Annotated in this window: 20 protein-coding genes, 1 tRNA gene and 1 pseudogene; 12 read left to right on the forward strand and 10 right to left on the reverse strand. The window is 71.2% G+C overall.

Annotation, left to right across the window (positions count from 1 at the left end):
* Window positions 1-24: 24 nt before the first annotated feature.
* Entirely contained in the window at window positions 25-861 is an 837-nt protein-coding gene (locus KBX63_RS15555) for a peptidoglycan DD-metalloendopeptidase family protein (RefSeq protein WP_374102223.1), read from the reverse strand.
* Here KBX63_RS15555 and KBX63_RS15560 point away from each other — a divergent pair.
* The 4 genes from KBX63_RS15560 to KBX63_RS15575 all read left to right on the forward strand — a co-directional run bounded on the left by KBX63_RS15560 (window position 854) and on the right by KBX63_RS15575 (window position 2,813).
* Window positions 854-1,246 (forward strand): hypothetical protein, encoded by a 393-nt coding sequence (locus KBX63_RS15560; RefSeq protein ID WP_374102224.1) that lies wholly within the window; start codon window positions 854-856, stop codon window positions 1,244-1,246. The genes KBX63_RS15555 and KBX63_RS15560 overlap by 8 nt on opposite strands.
* 111 nt (window positions 1,247-1,357) lie before the next feature.
* Complete coding sequence (locus tag KBX63_RS15565; protein WP_210911965.1) at window positions 1,358-1,525, forward strand: hypothetical protein; 168 nt, start codon at window positions 1,358-1,360, stop codon at window positions 1,523-1,525.
* A gap of 117 nt (window positions 1,526-1,642) precedes the next feature.
* Entirely contained in the window at window positions 1,643-2,170 is a 528-nt protein-coding gene (locus KBX63_RS15570; protein WP_210911966.1) for a tRNA adenosine deaminase-associated protein, read from the forward strand.
* A 196-nt stretch (window positions 2,171-2,366) separates the two neighbouring features.
* On the forward strand, window positions 2,367-2,813 hold the full coding sequence (locus KBX63_RS15575; protein WP_247662474.1) for a nucleoside deaminase: 447 nt from the start codon (window positions 2,367-2,369) through the stop codon (window positions 2,811-2,813).
* Between the two features lie 103 nt (window positions 2,814-2,916).
* Here the strand turns inward: KBX63_RS15575 and KBX63_RS36735 are convergent, their stop codons facing one another.
* Window positions 2,917-3,114 carry a DUF559 domain-containing protein gene (locus KBX63_RS36735; RefSeq protein ID WP_374102228.1) on the reverse strand — a complete coding sequence of 66 codons (198 nt, stop codon included), beginning with the start codon at window positions 3,112-3,114 and terminating at the stop codon, window positions 2,917-2,919.
* Between KBX63_RS36735 and KBX63_RS35220 the strand changes: the two genes are divergently transcribed.
* A complete protein-coding gene (locus KBX63_RS35220; RefSeq protein ID WP_247662450.1) occupies window positions 3,070-3,495 on the forward strand; it encodes a hypothetical protein in 426 nt (141 codons plus the stop codon). The genes KBX63_RS36735 and KBX63_RS35220 overlap by 45 nt on opposite strands.
* Before the next feature lie 648 nt (window positions 3,496-4,143).
* Here KBX63_RS35220 and deoD read toward each other — a convergent pair.
* A complete protein-coding gene (deoD, locus tag KBX63_RS15585) occupies window positions 4,144-4,851 on the reverse strand; it encodes a purine-nucleoside phosphorylase (protein WP_210911969.1) in 708 nt (235 codons plus the stop codon).
* Window positions 4,852-4,926: 75 nt separating this feature from the next.
* Here deoD and KBX63_RS15590 point away from each other — a divergent pair.
* The 3 genes from KBX63_RS15590 (at window position 4,927) to KBX63_RS15600 (ending at window position 6,773) form a co-directional block, all read left to right on the forward strand.
* A tRNA-Ser gene (locus KBX63_RS15590) sits at window positions 4,927-5,013 on the forward strand.
* A 297-nt stretch (window positions 5,014-5,310) separates the two neighbouring features.
* Window positions 5,311-5,775 carry an RNA polymerase sigma factor gene (locus tag KBX63_RS15595; RefSeq protein WP_374102225.1) on the forward strand — a complete coding sequence of 155 codons (465 nt, stop codon included), beginning with the start codon at window positions 5,311-5,313 and terminating at the stop codon, window positions 5,773-5,775.
* A complete protein-coding gene (locus KBX63_RS15600; protein WP_210911971.1) occupies window positions 5,772-6,773 on the forward strand; it encodes a CU044_5270 family protein in 1,002 nt (333 codons plus the stop codon). The genes KBX63_RS15595 and KBX63_RS15600 overlap by 4 nt, the downstream gene beginning before the upstream one ends.
* Window positions 6,774-6,866: 93 nt before the next feature.
* Here KBX63_RS15600 and KBX63_RS15605 read toward each other — a convergent pair whose 3' ends face one another.
* Together KBX63_RS15605 and KBX63_RS15610 are read right to left on the reverse strand one after the other, a co-directional pair.
* Window positions 6,867-7,616 (reverse strand): SDR family oxidoreductase, encoded by a 750-nt coding sequence (locus KBX63_RS15605; RefSeq protein ID WP_210911972.1) that lies wholly within the window; start codon window positions 7,614-7,616, stop codon window positions 6,867-6,869.
* A gap of 60 nt (window positions 7,617-7,676) precedes the next feature.
* On the reverse strand, window positions 7,677-7,940 hold the full coding sequence (locus KBX63_RS15610) for a hypothetical protein (protein ID WP_210911973.1): 264 nt from the start codon (window positions 7,938-7,940) through the stop codon (window positions 7,677-7,679).
* A 112-nt stretch (window positions 7,941-8,052) separates the two neighbouring features.
* Here KBX63_RS15610 and KBX63_RS15615 point away from each other — a divergent pair, with 112 nt between their 5' ends.
* Window positions 8,053-8,280: a hypothetical protein gene (locus tag KBX63_RS15615; protein WP_210911974.1), complete on the forward strand. Its 228-nt coding sequence runs from the start codon at window positions 8,053-8,055 to the stop codon at window positions 8,278-8,280.
* Between the two features lie 182 nt (window positions 8,281-8,462).
* Complete coding sequence (locus KBX63_RS15620; RefSeq protein ID WP_210911975.1) at window positions 8,463-9,095, forward strand: TetR/AcrR family transcriptional regulator; 633 nt, start codon at window positions 8,463-8,465, stop codon at window positions 9,093-9,095.
* Between the two features lie 17 nt (window positions 9,096-9,112).
* Here KBX63_RS15620 and KBX63_RS15625 read toward each other — a convergent pair.
* Both KBX63_RS15625 and KBX63_RS15630 read right to left on the reverse strand, forming a co-directional pair.
* Window positions 9,113-9,274, reverse strand: a pseudogene (locus KBX63_RS15625) (TetR/AcrR family transcriptional regulator C-terminal domain-containing protein); the annotation flags it as partial.
* A gap of 105 nt (window positions 9,275-9,379) precedes the next feature.
* Window positions 9,380-9,874, reverse strand: coding sequence for a hypothetical protein (locus KBX63_RS15630; protein WP_210912100.1), 495 nt, complete (start codon window positions 9,872-9,874; stop codon window positions 9,380-9,382).
* A 378-nt stretch (window positions 9,875-10,252) separates the two neighbouring features.
* On the opposite strand from KBX63_RS15630, the gene KBX63_RS15635 reads away from it, so the two are divergent.
* On the forward strand, window positions 10,253-11,782 hold the full coding sequence (locus KBX63_RS15635) for a hypothetical protein (protein ID WP_307871727.1): 1,530 nt from the start codon (window positions 10,253-10,255) through the stop codon (window positions 11,780-11,782).
* A gap of 103 nt (window positions 11,783-11,885) precedes the next feature.
* On the opposite strand, the gene KBX63_RS15640 is transcribed toward KBX63_RS15635, so the two are convergent.
* Entirely contained in the window at window positions 11,886-12,440 is a 555-nt protein-coding gene (locus tag KBX63_RS15640; RefSeq protein WP_210911976.1) for a hypothetical protein, read from the reverse strand.
* Between the two features lie 154 nt (window positions 12,441-12,594).
* On the opposite strand from KBX63_RS15640, the gene KBX63_RS15645 reads away from it, so the two are divergent.
* Window positions 12,595-13,830 carry an MFS transporter gene (locus KBX63_RS15645; RefSeq protein WP_210911977.1) on the forward strand — a complete coding sequence of 412 codons (1,236 nt, stop codon included), beginning with the start codon at window positions 12,595-12,597 and terminating at the stop codon, window positions 13,828-13,830.
* Here the strand turns inward: KBX63_RS15645 and KBX63_RS15650 are convergent.
* Both KBX63_RS15650 and KBX63_RS15655 read right to left on the reverse strand, forming a co-directional pair.
* A complete protein-coding gene (locus tag KBX63_RS15650; RefSeq protein WP_210911978.1) occupies window positions 13,805-13,996 on the reverse strand; it encodes a DUF397 domain-containing protein in 192 nt (63 codons plus the stop codon). The genes KBX63_RS15645 and KBX63_RS15650 overlap by 26 nt on opposite strands.
* Entirely contained in the window at window positions 13,987-14,754 is a 768-nt protein-coding gene (locus KBX63_RS15655; RefSeq protein ID WP_210911979.1) for a helix-turn-helix transcriptional regulator, read from the reverse strand. The genes KBX63_RS15650 and KBX63_RS15655 overlap by 10 nt, the downstream gene beginning before the upstream one ends.
* Between the last annotated feature and the right edge of the window lie 57 nt (window positions 14,755-14,811).

The following is a 14,811-nucleotide window of genomic DNA, read 5'->3' on the forward strand; positions in this document are numbered from 1 at the left end:
CGAACCTAGCCGTTGCGGGGCCACTCAGGGAGCCTTCGGGCAGCCGTGTTTGCGCTGCCACGCGGTCACCTCGGCGGCCGGTTCGCGATTGTCGCCACGCCGCCAGGAGTCCAGGTAGCGCGCCGGCCAGAGCACCCCGCGCCGGATCCACCAGCCGTCCCTGCCCGTGCACGGCGGCGAGATGCCGAAGTGCACATGGCAGACGTTGTTCGCGTTGCCGGTGCGGCCCACCTTGCCGAGCTGCTGCCCGGCGCGCACCCGCACCCCGGCGTCGATGCCGGTGGTCACCACGCTCAGGTGCGAGCCGTAGTACCGCACCCCGTCATCGCCGAGCAGGGCGACCGACAGGCCACCGTTCTCCGGACCCTGCGGCCCGCGCTTGTCGTACCGGTCGGTGCGACTTACCTCGAGCACCGTCCCGTCGGTCACCGCGACGAACGGCTCACCGCAGTCGGCGAAGAGGTCCGTCGCCGGGTACGCGCCGTGCGTCGGGTGATACGCGACGTCGTCGGCGCGTACCGGAAAGACGTGCCGCAGCCCGGCCCGGGGTGCGGTTGCCGGCGGCCCGGCCGAGGACGGCGCCGGTCGGGCGGGGCCGGTCGGCGCCGGCACGGCCGACGGGGCCGCCGGCTGCACGGTGGTCGCCCAGACCGCCGGCGGCGTCGGCGCGGCGCCGTCCGGTGACACGCCGGGCCGGGTGGTCGCGCAGCCGGCGGCCAGCACCGGGGCGAGCAGCAGCAGGATCGGGTACGCCGGACGCGCGCGGCGGCCGATCGTCGGCGAGGGCATCCGGTCATCCTGGCAGACCGGTACCGTGGGCACGAGCGACGCGAGTGAGGGAGGGGCAGCGACGGTGACCATCGCCCGGCCCGATCCCGGCCCGGATCCCGGCGCCGTCGCACGCCCGGCGTCGCGTACCCCCTCGGGGCTCTTTCCGGCCGGGCCACCGACCCGCCCCACCTACCGCGAACCGCACCCGGTCACCGGCGGCGGTGTCGCCGTCGGCGGTGGGGCGGCAGCCGCCTGGCTGGTGTTGTTCGGTCTGCTCGGCACCGACGTGGCCAGCTACGCGTGGTGGACGGTGATGGCCGGTCTGCTGGCCTGGCTGACCGCCCTGGTGCTCGTGCGCTTTGGCGACCGGGGGGTGGCCACCGGGGTGGCCATCGTCACCGCCGGTGGCTGGAGCATCGCCGCCGCCGTGGTGGCGGTCCGGTGGGCGACCGGTGGTGACTGGCCGCTGTGGTGACCGGGCCCGGTGGCGCCAATTCGGGTCGCCGGTGACTGCGCCGTGTGCCCGGTTGGCTGCACAGCGAACGCCGTCTTGACGTGGCCGCCGAGACTCGGCACGCTCGGCACTATGGTCTGGACCACCCCGCGGCAGGACCCCGATCGAAGCCGCCGCCGCCTGCAGCTGCTCGCCGAATTGGCGGGGGCCCGGGCGGTACGCCAGCGCAACCGGCCCCAGCGGCTGCGCACCGAGCGTCTGCGCCAGCTCATCGCCACCCGCCGTCGGGTCGCCGGCTGATCCGACTTTGTCAGGAATGACCGGCCCTTCGGGGCGTTGACCGGTCGCCTGCCGACCCGACCGGCTAACGTGCACGCGTAACGAGTCGGCGCAGTGCCGAGGGCTATTGGGGGGACCGTGTCGTACTTCGCTGCGGCCGTGGTGCGCGACGACAGCGGCTGGACCGCCGCCGAGGTCAGCTTGCGTGGCGCCACCGACATTGACGAGGTCGCCGACCGGCTGCGTGACGTCGACCAGGAGGCCGACATCTCGCTGCTCTTCGTCGAGGCGGACGACGCCTACCTGGTGATCCTGCGCCTCGACGAGGGCGAGGACCTGCGGGTGTTCGGATCGGACTCCGCGTTCGCCGAGGAGTCCCGGCTGGGTTCGCTCCTGGTCGGTGATCTGAAGACCTCGGTCACGGGTCTCGACGACGGCGACGAGCCGCGCCCGGCGACCAGCGGCGACGAGGAGAGCGAGCAACCGGTCGTCGACCCGGAGGCCGACCCCGTGGGCGATGCCGACCTGCTGGCCAACCTGGGCATCTCCGCGCAGAAACTGCTGACCCTGTGTACGCACGAGGGAATGCTGCCGGCCGATGTCACCGCAGAGATCTGCCAGGTGCTCGGCTGCGCCGACGAGGTCGAGGACCTGCGTGAGGTCTGATCCCACCGGATCGGGATCGGGCGGTGGGATGCCGCCCGTGGGCGGCGGGGAGCCTGCCGACGCCACCGATCCTCGGCTCGAGACGATCCGGCCGGGGCAGCCGACCCCCGGCGCGGTGAGCCGCGCCGGACCGGGCGCCCACGAGGGGTTGGCCGACCCGGGCGGGGCCGGCCGGCGACAGCGGCACGAACTGTGGATGCGCCGTGCCCTGGAGGTCGCGGTCACCGGCCCCGCCGTCGACGACGCGCGCTCTGCCGATGTGGACGACGTGCCGGTGGGCGCGGTCCTCTACGGCCCGGACGGCACCGAACTGGCGATCGGGCGCAACGAGCGGGAGCTGACCGGCGACCCCACCGCGCACGCCGAGGTGCTGGCACTGCGCCGGGGCGCCGAGCGGGCCGGCCGGTGGCGACTGGACGGCTGCACCCTGGTGGTCACTCTGGAACCGTGCACGATGTGCGCGGGAGCGCTCGTGCTGGCCCGGGTCTCCACCGTCGTCTTCGGCGCCTGGGAGCCGAAGACCGGCGCGGCCGGCTCACTGTGGGACGTGCTGCGTGACCGTCGGCTCAACCACCGCCCCGAGGTCTACGGCGGCGTGCTGGAGGCCGAGACCGCAGCCGTGCTGCGCGCCTTCTTCCGCTGACCCCCGCCCCCGCGTCGCCCCCGCGTCGCCCCCGCGTCGCCCCCGCGTCGCCCTCCGCGTCGCCCTCCGCGTCGATCTAGGGCTCATCGGCGTTAGTTGACCTTCATGGGCGGCGCTTTGCCCTAGATCGGCGAGCGGCGGCGATGGTGGAAAGGACGTTTTCGGGGGAGTAATACAGGTCTGCTGCGGTGAAGTAACGCATAGCCCACCCCTGTTGCTCAAGCCAGTTGTGGCGTGACCGGTCCCGTCGCAGAGCGTGGCGGTTGAGGTGGGAAGAGCCGTCGTACTCCGCTGCGATCATGCGGCATGGATCGCCCAGGTCAAGGCGGCACCGGACTCGACCCGTGCCGTCGCGTACCGGCAACTGGGGTACGAAATCCCTGATGCCGGCATCAATGAGGAGCAGCCGAAGCTCGGTCTCCTGCCTGCACTCCGCGCGCCCGTCCGCGATCGCCACCAGTTCGCGAGCCTGACGCACACCGCGCAGACCGTCGTGCCGGCTTACCTCGACGAGCAGTTCCTCCGGTGTCACCGCACCGGCGAAGAGCGCGGCGTCGAGGACCGGCAGTGCGTCGAACCGGGGGAGCGTCCGGACCAGATCAACGGCGACGCGGGGTGCTCTCGCACAGGGGACGCCAAGGATGCAGACGGGTGGGGCAGTCGACAAAACTGTCTGGTGTGAGGTGATCCCTCGCCGTTGAGGGAACGGCCTTCCCGCGGGCGTGAGCAGGTGAACGTTGTCAGTCGGTGCAATCCCGAAGCCGTGGAGTTGGGCAGCGCTGTGAAAGCCCAGCACCGCGTCCGGGTTGTCCATCAGTGCGGCTCGCGCCCGCCCCCACAGCCCGGGCACGTCCGGGCCGGAGATGTACCTGCCGTGGTACGGCCGGTGCAGTCGCCCTCTGTTCGAGCGCCACCTGATCGCGCCCGCTGACAGCCCCGCATCCAGTAGCTGGCGGTAGCGGGTCGGCTGTAGGTCGATTGGGATTCGCCAGGGTAGCTCAGCCGCTTGCGAGTAGAGGTCCACGAGGGGGAAGGCTTCCCCCGCTTACCGTCGCTGCGCTCACCCACGGCCTCCACCTGTGGATAACCCGCAGCCCTGTGCACAATCCCCGTCAACTCCACCCCTGTGCTACCCCGCCCCTCCGGCCCCCACCGCCCCTCCGGCCCCACCCCTCGCCCCCGCCGCCCGCCGCCCGCCGTCGATCTAGGGCATGTCGTCGCAAGTGAAGATCCACTAGTAGCGAGATGCCCTAGATCGACGAGGCTGGGGCGGGGCGGGGCGGGGTACGGGGTGGCGGGCGGGCGACGGGGCGGTGGGTACGACGAAGGGTCAGGCGACGATGGTGTCCAACGCGATCTCCACCATCTGGCTGAAGGTCTGCTCCCGCTCCGCCGAGGTGGTCTTCTCGCCGGTCTTGATGTGGTCGCTGACGGTCAGCACGGTCAGCGCGCGCGCCTTGAACCGGGCGGCGATCGTGTAGAGCGCCGCGGACTCCATCTCCACCGCCAGCACGCCGTAGTCGGCGAGGGTGTCGTAGAGGTCCGGCCGGTCCGTGTAGAAGGCGTCCGCGGCCAGGATCGGCCCGACGCGCATGGTGATGCCGCGACGCTCGGCCACCTCGACCGAGGTACGCAGCAGCCCGAAGTCGGCCACCGGGGCGTAGTCGATCAAGCCGTCGAAGCGCATCCGGTTCATGTTCGAGTCGGTGGACGACCCGATCGCGGCGACCACGTCGCGCAGTTGGAGGTCGGTGCTGAGGGCGCCGCAGGAGCCGACCCGGATCAGCGTCTTCACGCCGTACTCGTTGATCAGCTCGTGGGCGTAGATGGAGGCGGACGGCATGCCCATGCCGGAGCCCTGGACGGAGACCTCGACGCCGTTCCAGCGGCCGGTGAAGCCCAGCATGCCCCGGACCGTCGAGTAGCAGGTGGCGCCCTCGAGGTAGGTCTCCGCGATCCACTTGGCCCGCAGCGGGTCGCCCGGCATCAGGACCCGCTCGGCGATCTCTCCCGGCTTCGCGCCGATGTGCGTACTCATGGCAAAGATCCTGCCAGGCCGCTGCGGGTGATACCGGTTCGGCGTCCCAACCGGGGGTCCTGTACCCTCGTCGGCGGTGGCGTGTCCGAGCGGCCTAAGGAGCACGCCTCGAAAGCGTGTGAGGGTTAACGCCCTCCGAGGGTTCAAATCCCTCCGCCACCGCTCCTGAGATGCGAAAACGCCCGGTTGATCCGCGAGGATCGACCGGGCGTTTCTGCATGTGGTCTCGCTGGGCGATGTCCCGACGGACCTGGGCGGTCAGGTGTTGATGTACTGAGGTGCGACGGTCGGCAGACTGGGTCGCCGGTTGCAGTAGATGGTGGGACGCGCAACAGGCGGATTCGGTCCAGGTCCCGTAACCTCCGGCCGCTGACTGACACAAGTAGGGGTATGAGGGAAGTCAACGCCCGGGGAGCCGACTGGTTCCGCGGGATCTACGCACGGCACTATCCAGACGTCGTGCGCTACGGACTGCGGCGACTCGAAGGCCTGACGGCGGCGGAGGAACTCGCCCAGGAGGTCTTCCTGGTGGCCTGGCGGCGCCGGTCGGAACTGCCCCCGCGGACGTTGCCCTGGCTGTATGGGGTCGCTCGTCGGCTGTTGGCCAACCATTGGCGTGCCCAACGGGCCGTACCGCCGCCCGTGGAGCTGACCGAGGCTGTCGTGTTGGACCGCCATGACGGCGTGGTGCGGCTGGTCGATGTGCGTGCGGCGCTCAGTCGGCTCTCGGACGACGATCAGGAGATCCTGCGGCTGGTCGGCTGGGAGCAGTCGTCGCTGAGCGAGGCGGCGCAGGTCTTGGGCTGCGGTGCGGCCACGGCCAAAGTGCGGCTGCACCGGGCTCGACGGCGGCTGACCGAGATGCTGCGGGAGCATCCCGAACAGACCCCCTCACTCGACGGCCAGCTAGGAGGGGCGCGATGAACAAGCGTGCGCGGGAATTGCTGGAGGCCGCTGACCCGGCCCGTGGGATCCAGTTGGGGGCCGGTGACGTCGAGGAAGTGTTGCGGCTCGCCAGCAACGACGTGACGTCCTACGACGCCGTGGTACCTGCTCAGCGGGCGCGCCGACTCGTTGCCGTCGGGGCGGCCTTCGCCGTAGTCGCCGTGGCGGCGATGACGGTCACGGTCCTCCGATCCACCGCCGGACCCGTCGAATCATCCCGGCCTTCGGCTGTTCCGGGTGCCGCTGGCGTTCCGGCCCACTGCCTGGCCACGATCGCGAACCGGATGCGAGCCACCTCGTACGACGGGCAGACCGGACGGTATGAGTACCTGCACAGGAGGGGGCGGGGTGGCAGTTCGGCATTGCACGGTGATCCCGCCTGGTCAGCGACCGTCCAGTTCAGCGAGGAGACGTCGCGGTGGCTCGCCGCCAACGGCTCGGGACGCATGCGCATCGTGCGAGGAGCACCGACCTATCCGGACGAAGCGTCGCGGGATTTCTACAACCGGCACCCAGGCATGATCCCGAAGGAAGGTTCCGAGACGGACGACCTGCGCCCCGGAGACCTCAGTGTCCTGCCGCTGCCGGCGGCGGAACCTGCGGCAATGGGTCAGGCGCTGTACCAGCCGCGGGAGAACGGGCCATCGCAGGTGCTTGTCAGCGTCGCGGAGCTGAACAACGAGCGGGTCGTGGGCTTTGCGCATCGGGTTGCGGTGCTGCGGTTCCTTGCCGGAACGGAGGGGGTGACCTGTCGCGATGAGCAGACTGATCCGGCGGGACGGACCGGGGTCGTGGTGTCGGCCGACTTCGGCCGAGGTCCCCGGCCGAGCCCCGGCGATTGGGGCAGGGAGTATCTGCTTTTCGACCCGCAGACCGGGGAGTTGCTGGCCAGGGGTGGCGGCGCCAACTCCGCAGCCGGCGGTGTGACGTGGTCGACCGTGTACCTGGAACGGGGTTACACGGACGTGCTCGGCTGACGACGTGACGGCGACATGCGGTTGGCGATCGCCACCGCTCCTGAGATGCGAAAACGCCCGGTCGATCCGCGAGGATCGACCGGGCGTTTCTGCTCAGAGCTGTTGCTGGCCGCCGTCGACGAAGAGCTCGCCGCCGGTCATGTAGCTGCTCTGGTCGGAGGCGAGGAAGAGCGCGGCGTTGGCGATCTCGTCCGGTTGGGCCATCCGACGCATGGGCACGCCCGAGGCGATGGCCTGCAACAACCCGGGTGCCTCCTCCGGGCTGGGCGCCAGGCCAGCGACGCCCGGGGTCTCGGTCGGGCCGGGGATCAGGGTGTTGACCCGAATGTTCCGGCCGACCAGCTCTGCGGCCCAGGTGCGGCCGAACGAGCGGATCGCGGCCTTGGAGGCGGCGTAGACGCTGAACGCCGGGGTGCCGTTGACCGCGGCCGTCGAGCCGGACAGCACGACGGAGGCGCCCTCGTTGAGCAGGGGCAGGGCCTTCTGCACGGTGAAGAGGGTGCCGCGCACGTTGCGGTCGAAGGTGCTCGCGAAGTGCTCGACCGTGATCGAGCCCAGGGGGAGGAACTCCCCGCCTCCGGCGTTGGTGAATACCACGTCCAGCCCCGCGCCCCGGGCCTGGATCTCCTGCATCACGCGGTCCAGGTCGTCGAGATCGCTCACGTCGCTGGCGACGCCGGTGGCGTTGGCGCCGATGCTCGTCACGGCCTCGTCTAGCTGCTCTTTGCCCCGTCCGGTGACGAAGACGTACGCGCCTTCGGCGGCGAAGCGGCGGGCGGCGGCCAGGCCGATGCCGGCGGTGCCCCCGGTGACGAGGGCGATCTTGCCGTCAAGCTGTCCCACGATTGGTCTCCTGTTGTTTGTGGTGCGGTTGTCCTGCCGGGCTGTTGTGCCGGCCGGTGGTCAAGGGGTTGCGGGGGTGGAGGCGAAGCTCGGTAGGAGGGTCGCCAGGTCGCGCCACTGCGGCAGGGGCAGCGCCGGCCGATCCGGACCGTCGGGCCGCAGCACGTGGAGGGCGACGTGGTCCGCGCCCGCGTCCAGGTGCTCGTGGATGCGCGTGGCCACCGCGTCCAGGTCGCCCCAGGCGATCAGGGCGTCGATCAGGCGGTCGCTGCCCCCGGGGATCAGGTCGTCGTCGGTGAACCCCAGGCGGCCGGGGCGCCGCATCGAGGGCGTCCAGCCAGCGGCCCATCGTCTCCACCGGCCGGCCGTAGTCCTGGCCTGCCTGTGCGGCTGAGTGGGCGTTGCTCACCCCGAAGCCGAAAATCGTCCGGGGCCCGTGTGCGGCGTCCAGCGCGGCGAGCCGGTCACCGAGAACCACCGGGTCCTGGCCCCAGATCGCCAGCACACCCAGCGCCACCGTGGCCTGCGGCGCGGCCGTCAGCAGGTGCCCGACGTCGTCGACGGCGCCGCCACCGTCGAGGCCCGGCACCCACAGCGCCCGGAAGCCTCGCTCGTCGAGTTCGGCCGCCGCGTCCCGGACGGCCGGGTTCGCGGCGCCGCGTAGCTCCATGCTCCAGAGCCCGACCGCAGGCAGCGAGGTGTTCGGTCGAGTCGCCACACCATCCTCCAAGAATTCTGTACCGATCGGTACTGATCTGACCGTAGCAACCCCTGGCCTGGTTCGCAAATTTCTGTACCGATCGGTTGCGCCGCGGGGTAGTGTGGCTGGCGGGAGGTGGTGGAGCCGTGCCGCAGCGAGGACGACCACGGGGTTTCGACGCCGACGCGGCGCTGGAACGCGCGGTGGAGGTGTTCTGGCGTCAGGGGTACGAGGGAGCGTCGGTGAGCGACCTCACCGCCGCCATGGGCATCAACAAGCCCAGCCTCTACGCCGCGTACGGCGGCAAGGAGGAGCTGTTCCGCAAGGTCGTGGCCCGCTACGCCGAACAGGACATGGGGTACGCGCGAAACGCTTTCGCCCAACCCACCGCGTACCAGGTCGTCGCCACCCTGTTGCGCGACAACGTGCTCGCCGTGACCCGGCCCGACCGTCCGGCCGGCTGCCTGTCGATCCAGGGCGGCACCGCCTGCTCCACCCAGAACGCGCCGGTCGCCGGGTTCCTCGCCGCCAGCCGCCTGGCCGGTGAACGCGCCCTCGCCGACCGGTTCGCCAGCGCCGTCGCCGAAGGCGACCTACCCGCCGACGCCGACCCGGCCGCGCTCGCCCGCTTCGTCATGATCGTCACCGAAGGCCAGTCGGTGCACGCCGCCGCCGGGGTCACCCGGGAGGCCCTGCAGCAGGCGGCCGAGATCGCGCTCGCCGGGTTCGCCGCCGCGTCGGGGGCACGGCTGCCCGAACACGCGACCGACACGGCCTGAGCCCCGGCGACGGGCGCTCACCGTTGGAGCAGCGCCGCCACCCCGTCGAGCAGCCGTTGCAGGCCGAATTCGAAGAGGCTCTCGACGTTGAGGTCGACCGCCGATCGGGTGAGCCGGGCCAGGTGCGCAAACTCGCCCGCCGCGAGCAGCGCGGTCAGGTCGGGCACGACGGATTTCGCGGAGGCCCACTCGTACGACTTCTGGCGGTCGTTCCGCGACTGACGCCATGGCCCGGCATGCCGAGCGGGCCGGTCCTACGTGGACCGACCCGCTCGACACCCGGATCAGCAGGGGCCGGTGCCCTCGTCGAAGAGGCGGCGGGCCCAGTCGGCGTAACCGGCGATGGTCTTCCGGACCGTGCGCCCGTCGTGCAGGAAGAGGTACGCGCGGTCGCCGCGGCGGGCGAGCAGCCCGTCGAGCCGGTACCTCCCCTGTGGAGCCCGCAGCCGGGTCACCGACGGATAGCGGGACCAGACCTGGTCGACGGGTGAGCCAGCCGTGATGCCCTCCGGTGTCCGCATCGGGTCGCCAACCCACAGCAGCACCAGTTTGTCCTCGGCGAAGACCGGGCTGACCGTGTCGTGGCCGGCGAGCATCGGCCCGCAGGCGTCCAGGTCGGTACGCAGGATGCCCCGGCGGGTCAGTTCAGCCTCGGTGTCACCGAACTCGATGTTGCGCAGGCCGTTCAGGTCGATGATCTCCACGCTGCCGGCGGGCCGGCCGTCCGGGACCGGTCCCGGTGGCGGCACGCCGCTGCCGGCGATCGAGGCAGCCGTCAGCAGCGTGGCAATAAACGCAAATTGTCGCAATTTCATGGAATCCCCCAGTCCCCAACGGAACCGGGGCGTTCAGGTTGCTGCCGGTCGCCGGATTTCTGGAGCGGCGTGGAGACTCTGTGGCCGCCAGCCCACGGATTCCGTTTGGTCGACGGGGATGCCCGGTCGGCGCCCGCCCTGCCCGTTCGCCTTATTGGAGCAATCCAATCGTCCGCCTACTGTGTCCAGGCGCCTAACGGAAGCGGGGTTCCCTTGCAGCGAAGTGCACCGATTCTAGTTGTTTCCACCATTCTGGCCAGCCTGGCACTCAGTGTCCCGGCAGAGGCTGCGCAAGGCGTCCGGACCATCACCCGGGAGGGCGTCGTCCTCCAGCACCACCGGGTGTCGTTGCCGAGGACGATCACCCCGGTGCGGGGCGCGGGCGTCGGCCGCTCCGACTTCGACGGCGACGGCGTCGATGACATCGCGGCCACCGGCGATCCGTTCAACTACAACCTGCCCCAGACCCCGGCCGGCGTGGTCACCGTGCGCTACTCGTCGGCCGCGCAGGTCGACTACCTCATGGGCGTCGTGCCACCCGACGGCGGCTGCAGCTGTTTCGGTCTTGCCCTGGTGGCGGGGGACTTCAACGGCGACCGTTACGACGACCTGGCGATCGGCAACAGTGACGAGGAGGATGCCCGGACCAAGACCCACGCCGGCGGGGTCTGGGTCATCCCAGGCAGCCGTACGGGCCTGGTCGTCGACTCGGCAGTCCACTTCAACCAGGATTCGCCGGGTGTTCCGGACAACCCGGAGAGCTACGACCGGTTCGGTGCCGCCCTCGCGGCCGGTGACATCAACGGCGATGGCCGCGAGGACCTCGCCATCGGCGCGTTCGGGGAGGCGATCGGAAGCAAGGCGAGCGCAGGCGCGGTCACCGTCCTGTTGGGCGGGCCGACCGGTCTCACGGCCACCGGAGCGCAGCACCTCCACCAGGACCAGGCCGCGGTGCCCGGCGGGGCCGAGGTCAACGACCAGTTCGGCTTCACACTCGCGATCGGAAAGGTCGACAACAACGGTTACAACGACCTGGTCATCGGCGCTCCTCGCGAGAACGACGGCGTGAGCTGGGACGGCAGTGGCATGGTCACCCTGATGTGGGGCTCGGCGAGTGGTGTGTCGTCCACCGGGGCCACCTCGGTCACAGGTGCGGCGGTGCTGCCGAACGATGAAAGCGGCACCATCGCGTGGTACCTGGGTGACGCGCTCGCTGTCGGCGACGTGAACGGCGACGGGCTGGGCGAGGTGGTTGCCGGGGCGCCCGGCGCGCAGACCCCGCACATCAATGGCGGCCTCGTCGCGGTCTTCACCGGCCGCTCCGGCGGCCTGTCCAGCAGTGCGGTACAGGTCATCACACAGCGCACGGCCGGCGTACCGGGGGATCCTGGAGACGACGATCGCTTCGGTGGTGCGCTGGCGGCCGGTGACGTGACCGGCGACGGCAGAGCGGACGTGCTGGTCGGCGCCCCGGGCGAGGACATCGGCTCGCAGGCGGAGGCCGGCAGCCTCACCCTGCTCAAGGGCTCCGCCGCCGGGCTGACCGGGAGCGGTGCGCAGGGATTCGACCAGAACCACCCGGCCGTTCCGGGCGGGTCCGAGAGCGGAGACAAGTTCGGCGCCTCCGTCGCCCTGCTGAACCTCAACGGCACCGGCGGGCTCGATGCCGTCGTGGCGTCGACCGGGGAAGAGGTGGGCGGTGACCTTGCCGGATATCCGTCCGGGGTCGTCATGCCGTTCCACGGTGCCGCCGGCGGGCTCGAACCGCTCAACAAGTCGTGGACTGGTCTGTCTCTGCGCACCGGGGTCGTCTGGCCCCAGCGCTACGGCCTCCGGATCGCCGGGCCGCAGAGTGGCGGCCCGCTGTACTGAGCTGCGCACGGCAACGCCCGGCCGGTCCGTCAGGGACCGGCCGGGCGTTCTGCGAGTGCCGGCCGTCGGGCCTGGCCGGCGACGGTCGATGCGGTCCGGCGGATCACCGGTCTTCCCACTGCTCGACAAGCTCATCCCAGTAGTCGGCGCTGAGCCGACGCCGCCCGTGCGCCAGCCAACCATTGGTGTTCCGTTCCAGGTGCAACCCCAGTTCGGCGAACGGGTCGATCCACGTGCCCGGCTCGACGCCGAGCCGGGTGAGCGCCATGTTGATCGGCCACTCCCCGCGCGGCGCGTCGAGCACGCCGTCGAACCGCGGCCCCCAGGACAGCGCGCCGCTCAGCCACACCGCCGCCGACTGGTAGCCGGCGCCGCCGCCGAACTCCGCCTCCAGGTACGCCACCGGTCCGGACTGCGACCAACGGGCCAGCACCTCGACCAGTGCCGGCGACAACACCAGGCCGAACGGGTGCTCGGCACTCCGTTCGTCCACCGCGAAATCCGGCAGCGACCCGGTCAGCTCCACCACCAACTGTGGGGTGACCGGCAGCAGCGCGAAATCCTGGCGCAGCTCACCGAGCACCGCGTGATCCAGCTCCGTGGTCTGCTCGCGGAGCAGTTCCGCGTCCGCGACCACCGCGCTGAGCTGGTAACCCATCGAACCCTCCGCCGTCCACAGCCTGTGGATAGAACATGTGTACGACGGATTCCGGGCCGGCCGGCGTCGATCCCCGGACCGTACCCGCCGGCCGGGGCGGGCACCCGCCGCGGCCACCGCTCGGGCAGAATCTGCCGCTGGTGGGGGAGGTGCGATGAGCTGGGGTACGGCCAGGGTGCTGACCGACCGCGACGCCGGCCGCTATCTCGGCGGGGTGCTGGTGTCCGGCTTCGGCACCGCGGCGATGCTGCTGGTCGCCGGCATCTGGGTGAAGGAGCTGAGCGGGTCGAGCAGTCTCGCCGCCCTGGTGACCCTGGGGGTGTGGGCGCCCACCCTGGTCGGGCCGCTGCTGGGGCTGCTCGCCGACCGGTTCCGCCGACGGCCGCTGCTGATCGTCCTGCACGCGGTGATGGCGGCGCTGCTGCCGGTGCTGCTGCTGGTCGACTCGGCGACCCGGGTGTGGCTGATCTTCGTGGTGATGACCGCGTACGGAATCAGCTTCGTGCTGAGCGACGCGGCCGAGGCCGCGCTGGTCCCGGCGGTGGTGTCCGGCCCGCTGCTCGGCGACTTCAACGGGCTGCGGACCACGATCAACGAGGGGATGAAGCTGCTCGCCCCGCTGGCCGGAGCGGGCCTGTTCGCGGCGTACGGCGCGCATCCCGTGGTGCTGCTGGACGCGGCTACCTTCGTGCTGGCCGGCATCGTGTTCTGGTCGCTCCGGGTTCGGGAGCAGCCGCCGGGGCGCCCCGAGCGCTGGAGCCGGCAGCTCGCCGACGGGTGGGGACACCTGCGCCGGCATCGTGCACTGCGGCACATCGTCGGCTGCGCCGCGCTGACCATGGTGCTGATGGGGCTCAACGGCGCCGTCGCGTACGCCGTGGTGGACGCCGGCCTGGGGCGGCCGCCCGAGTTCAACGGCGTGCTCGCCACAGTGCAGGGCGTCGGGTCGCTCCTCGGCGGCCTGGCCGCCGGATCACTGCTGCGCCGCTTCGGTGACCGGCGGGTGGTGGCCGCGGCGGTCGCGGTCTTCGCCGTCGGGCTGGCCCTGCGGGCCACGACCTCGGTCGGGCTGGTGGTCGTCGGCGGGCTCGCGGTGGGGCTCGGCGTGCCGCTGGTGCTGGTCACCGTCTGGACGGCGATGCAGCGGGAGACGCCGGGCGAGCTGGTGGGCCGGGTGGCGTCCACGGTCAACACGCTGACCTTCGGCCCGTCCACCGTGGCCCTGTTGGCCGGCGCGAGCCTGCTCGAAATCGTCGACCACCGCCTGATCCTGCTGACCGCCGCGCTCGCCGCCGTACCCCTTGCGCTCTGGTCCCTCAGAGCCCCGCCTGTCCCGCCGGGCGGGCCGGAGGCGTCGGCCTCGGTCAGGGCCGTCGAGCGAGCCGGGTGACGAACGCGCGCCAGGTAGCCGGGGTGAAGGTCAGCGCCGGCCCGGCCGGGTCCTTGGAGTCCCGCACGGCCACCACGCCGGGCAGGTTGTCGGCGACCTCGACACAGTTGCCGCCGTTGCCGCTGCTGCGGCTGCTCTTGCGCCACCGGGCACCGTTCAGCTCCATGTCTCCGCCACTTCCGTGATGAGATCGACCGACTGCCAGTGGGACAGCGCCTCGCCGCGCACGTTCTCCCACGCTGCCATCATGGCCGCGATGTCCTCCGGGTCGCTAGCGACTTGTCCCTGGAGTTGGTTGTCCAAGTAACCCGCGACCCGGTGATCGTGGCTGTGGGCGATCACGAACGGTCCATTGAGGCCGGCGTAGGCGCCGACGGTGGCGGGCACGATGTGCACCCGGATGTGCGGCTCGGCGCAGGCCGCGACCACGGCCAGCAGTTGCTCGCGCATGGTCGACCGGCCACCGACCGGCCGGCGAAGGATGGCCTCGTCGATGACGGCCGTGAACTGCGGCGGGTCATCTCGCTTCAGCAAGCCCTGCCGTGCGAGCCGGGCCGTGAGGTGCCGCTCGATGTCCGCCCGGGGGATCAGGCCCGCGCCGCTAAGGACGGCGCGGGCGTACGCCTCGGTCTGGAGCAGTCCCGGCAGGACCACCGACTCGTAGGACCGCAGTGACACCGCCTCGCGCTCGATCTCCTGCCAGGGACGGAACCAGATGGGATCCCGACGTCTCGAAGTGTCCGGCCAGATGTCCGACACGTCCCGATGGAGGGCTTCGGCGGCTGCGAAGCGGTGTCGCGGATGCGGAATGCGGCCTTCGGTCAGCCAGCGCGCCACGGTCTTCGGGTCGACGCCGACGGTCTCGGCGAGGGATTCGGTGGTGTGCCCGGTGTCGCTGAGCGCCACCCGCAACGCGTCGTTCACGGCCCCTCCATCGGATGTCTCGAATATCTGTTGACCATATCGCTACGCGGTGTATCT

It is taken from the genome of Micromonospora sp. U21 (assembly GCF_018070045.1).
Taxonomy (GTDB): domain Bacteria; phylum Actinomycetota; class Actinomycetes; order Mycobacteriales; family Micromonosporaceae; genus Micromonospora.

Coding starts and splice junctions, on each gene's coding strand:
- KBX63_RS15555 (WP_374102223.1), bottom strand. CDS start 861: ATGGTCACCGTCGCTGCCCCTCCCTCACTCGCGTCGCTCGTGCCCACG.
- KBX63_RS15565 (WP_210911965.1), top strand. CDS start 1,358: ATGGTCTGGACCACCCCGCGGCAGGACCCCGATCGAAGCCGCCGCCGC.
- KBX63_RS15575 (WP_247662474.1), top strand. CDS start 2,367: ATGCGCCGTGCCCTGGAGGTCGCGGTCACCGGCCCCGCCGTCGACGAC.
- KBX63_RS36735 (WP_374102228.1), bottom strand. CDS start 3,114: ATGATCGCAGCGGAGTACGACGGCTCTTCCCACCTCAACCGCCACGCT.
- deoD (WP_210911969.1), bottom strand. CDS start 4,851: ATGAGTACGCACATCGGCGCGAAGCCGGGAGAGATCGCCGAGCGGGTC.
- KBX63_RS15600 (WP_210911971.1), top strand. CDS start 5,772: ATGAACAAGCGTGCGCGGGAATTGCTGGAGGCCGCTGACCCGGCCCGT.
- KBX63_RS15610 (WP_210911973.1), bottom strand. CDS start 7,940: ATGCGGCGCCCCGGCCGCCTGGGGTTCACCGACGACGACCTGATCCCC.
- KBX63_RS15640 (WP_210911976.1), bottom strand. CDS start 12,440: ATGGGTTACCAGCTCAGCGCGGTGGTCGCGGACGCGGAACTGCTCCGC.
- KBX63_RS15645 (WP_210911977.1), top strand. CDS start 12,595: ATGAGCTGGGGTACGGCCAGGGTGCTGACCGACCGCGACGCCGGCCGC.
- KBX63_RS15650 (WP_210911978.1), bottom strand. CDS start 13,996: ATGGAGCTGAACGGTGCCCGGTGGCGCAAGAGCAGCCGCAGCAGCGGC.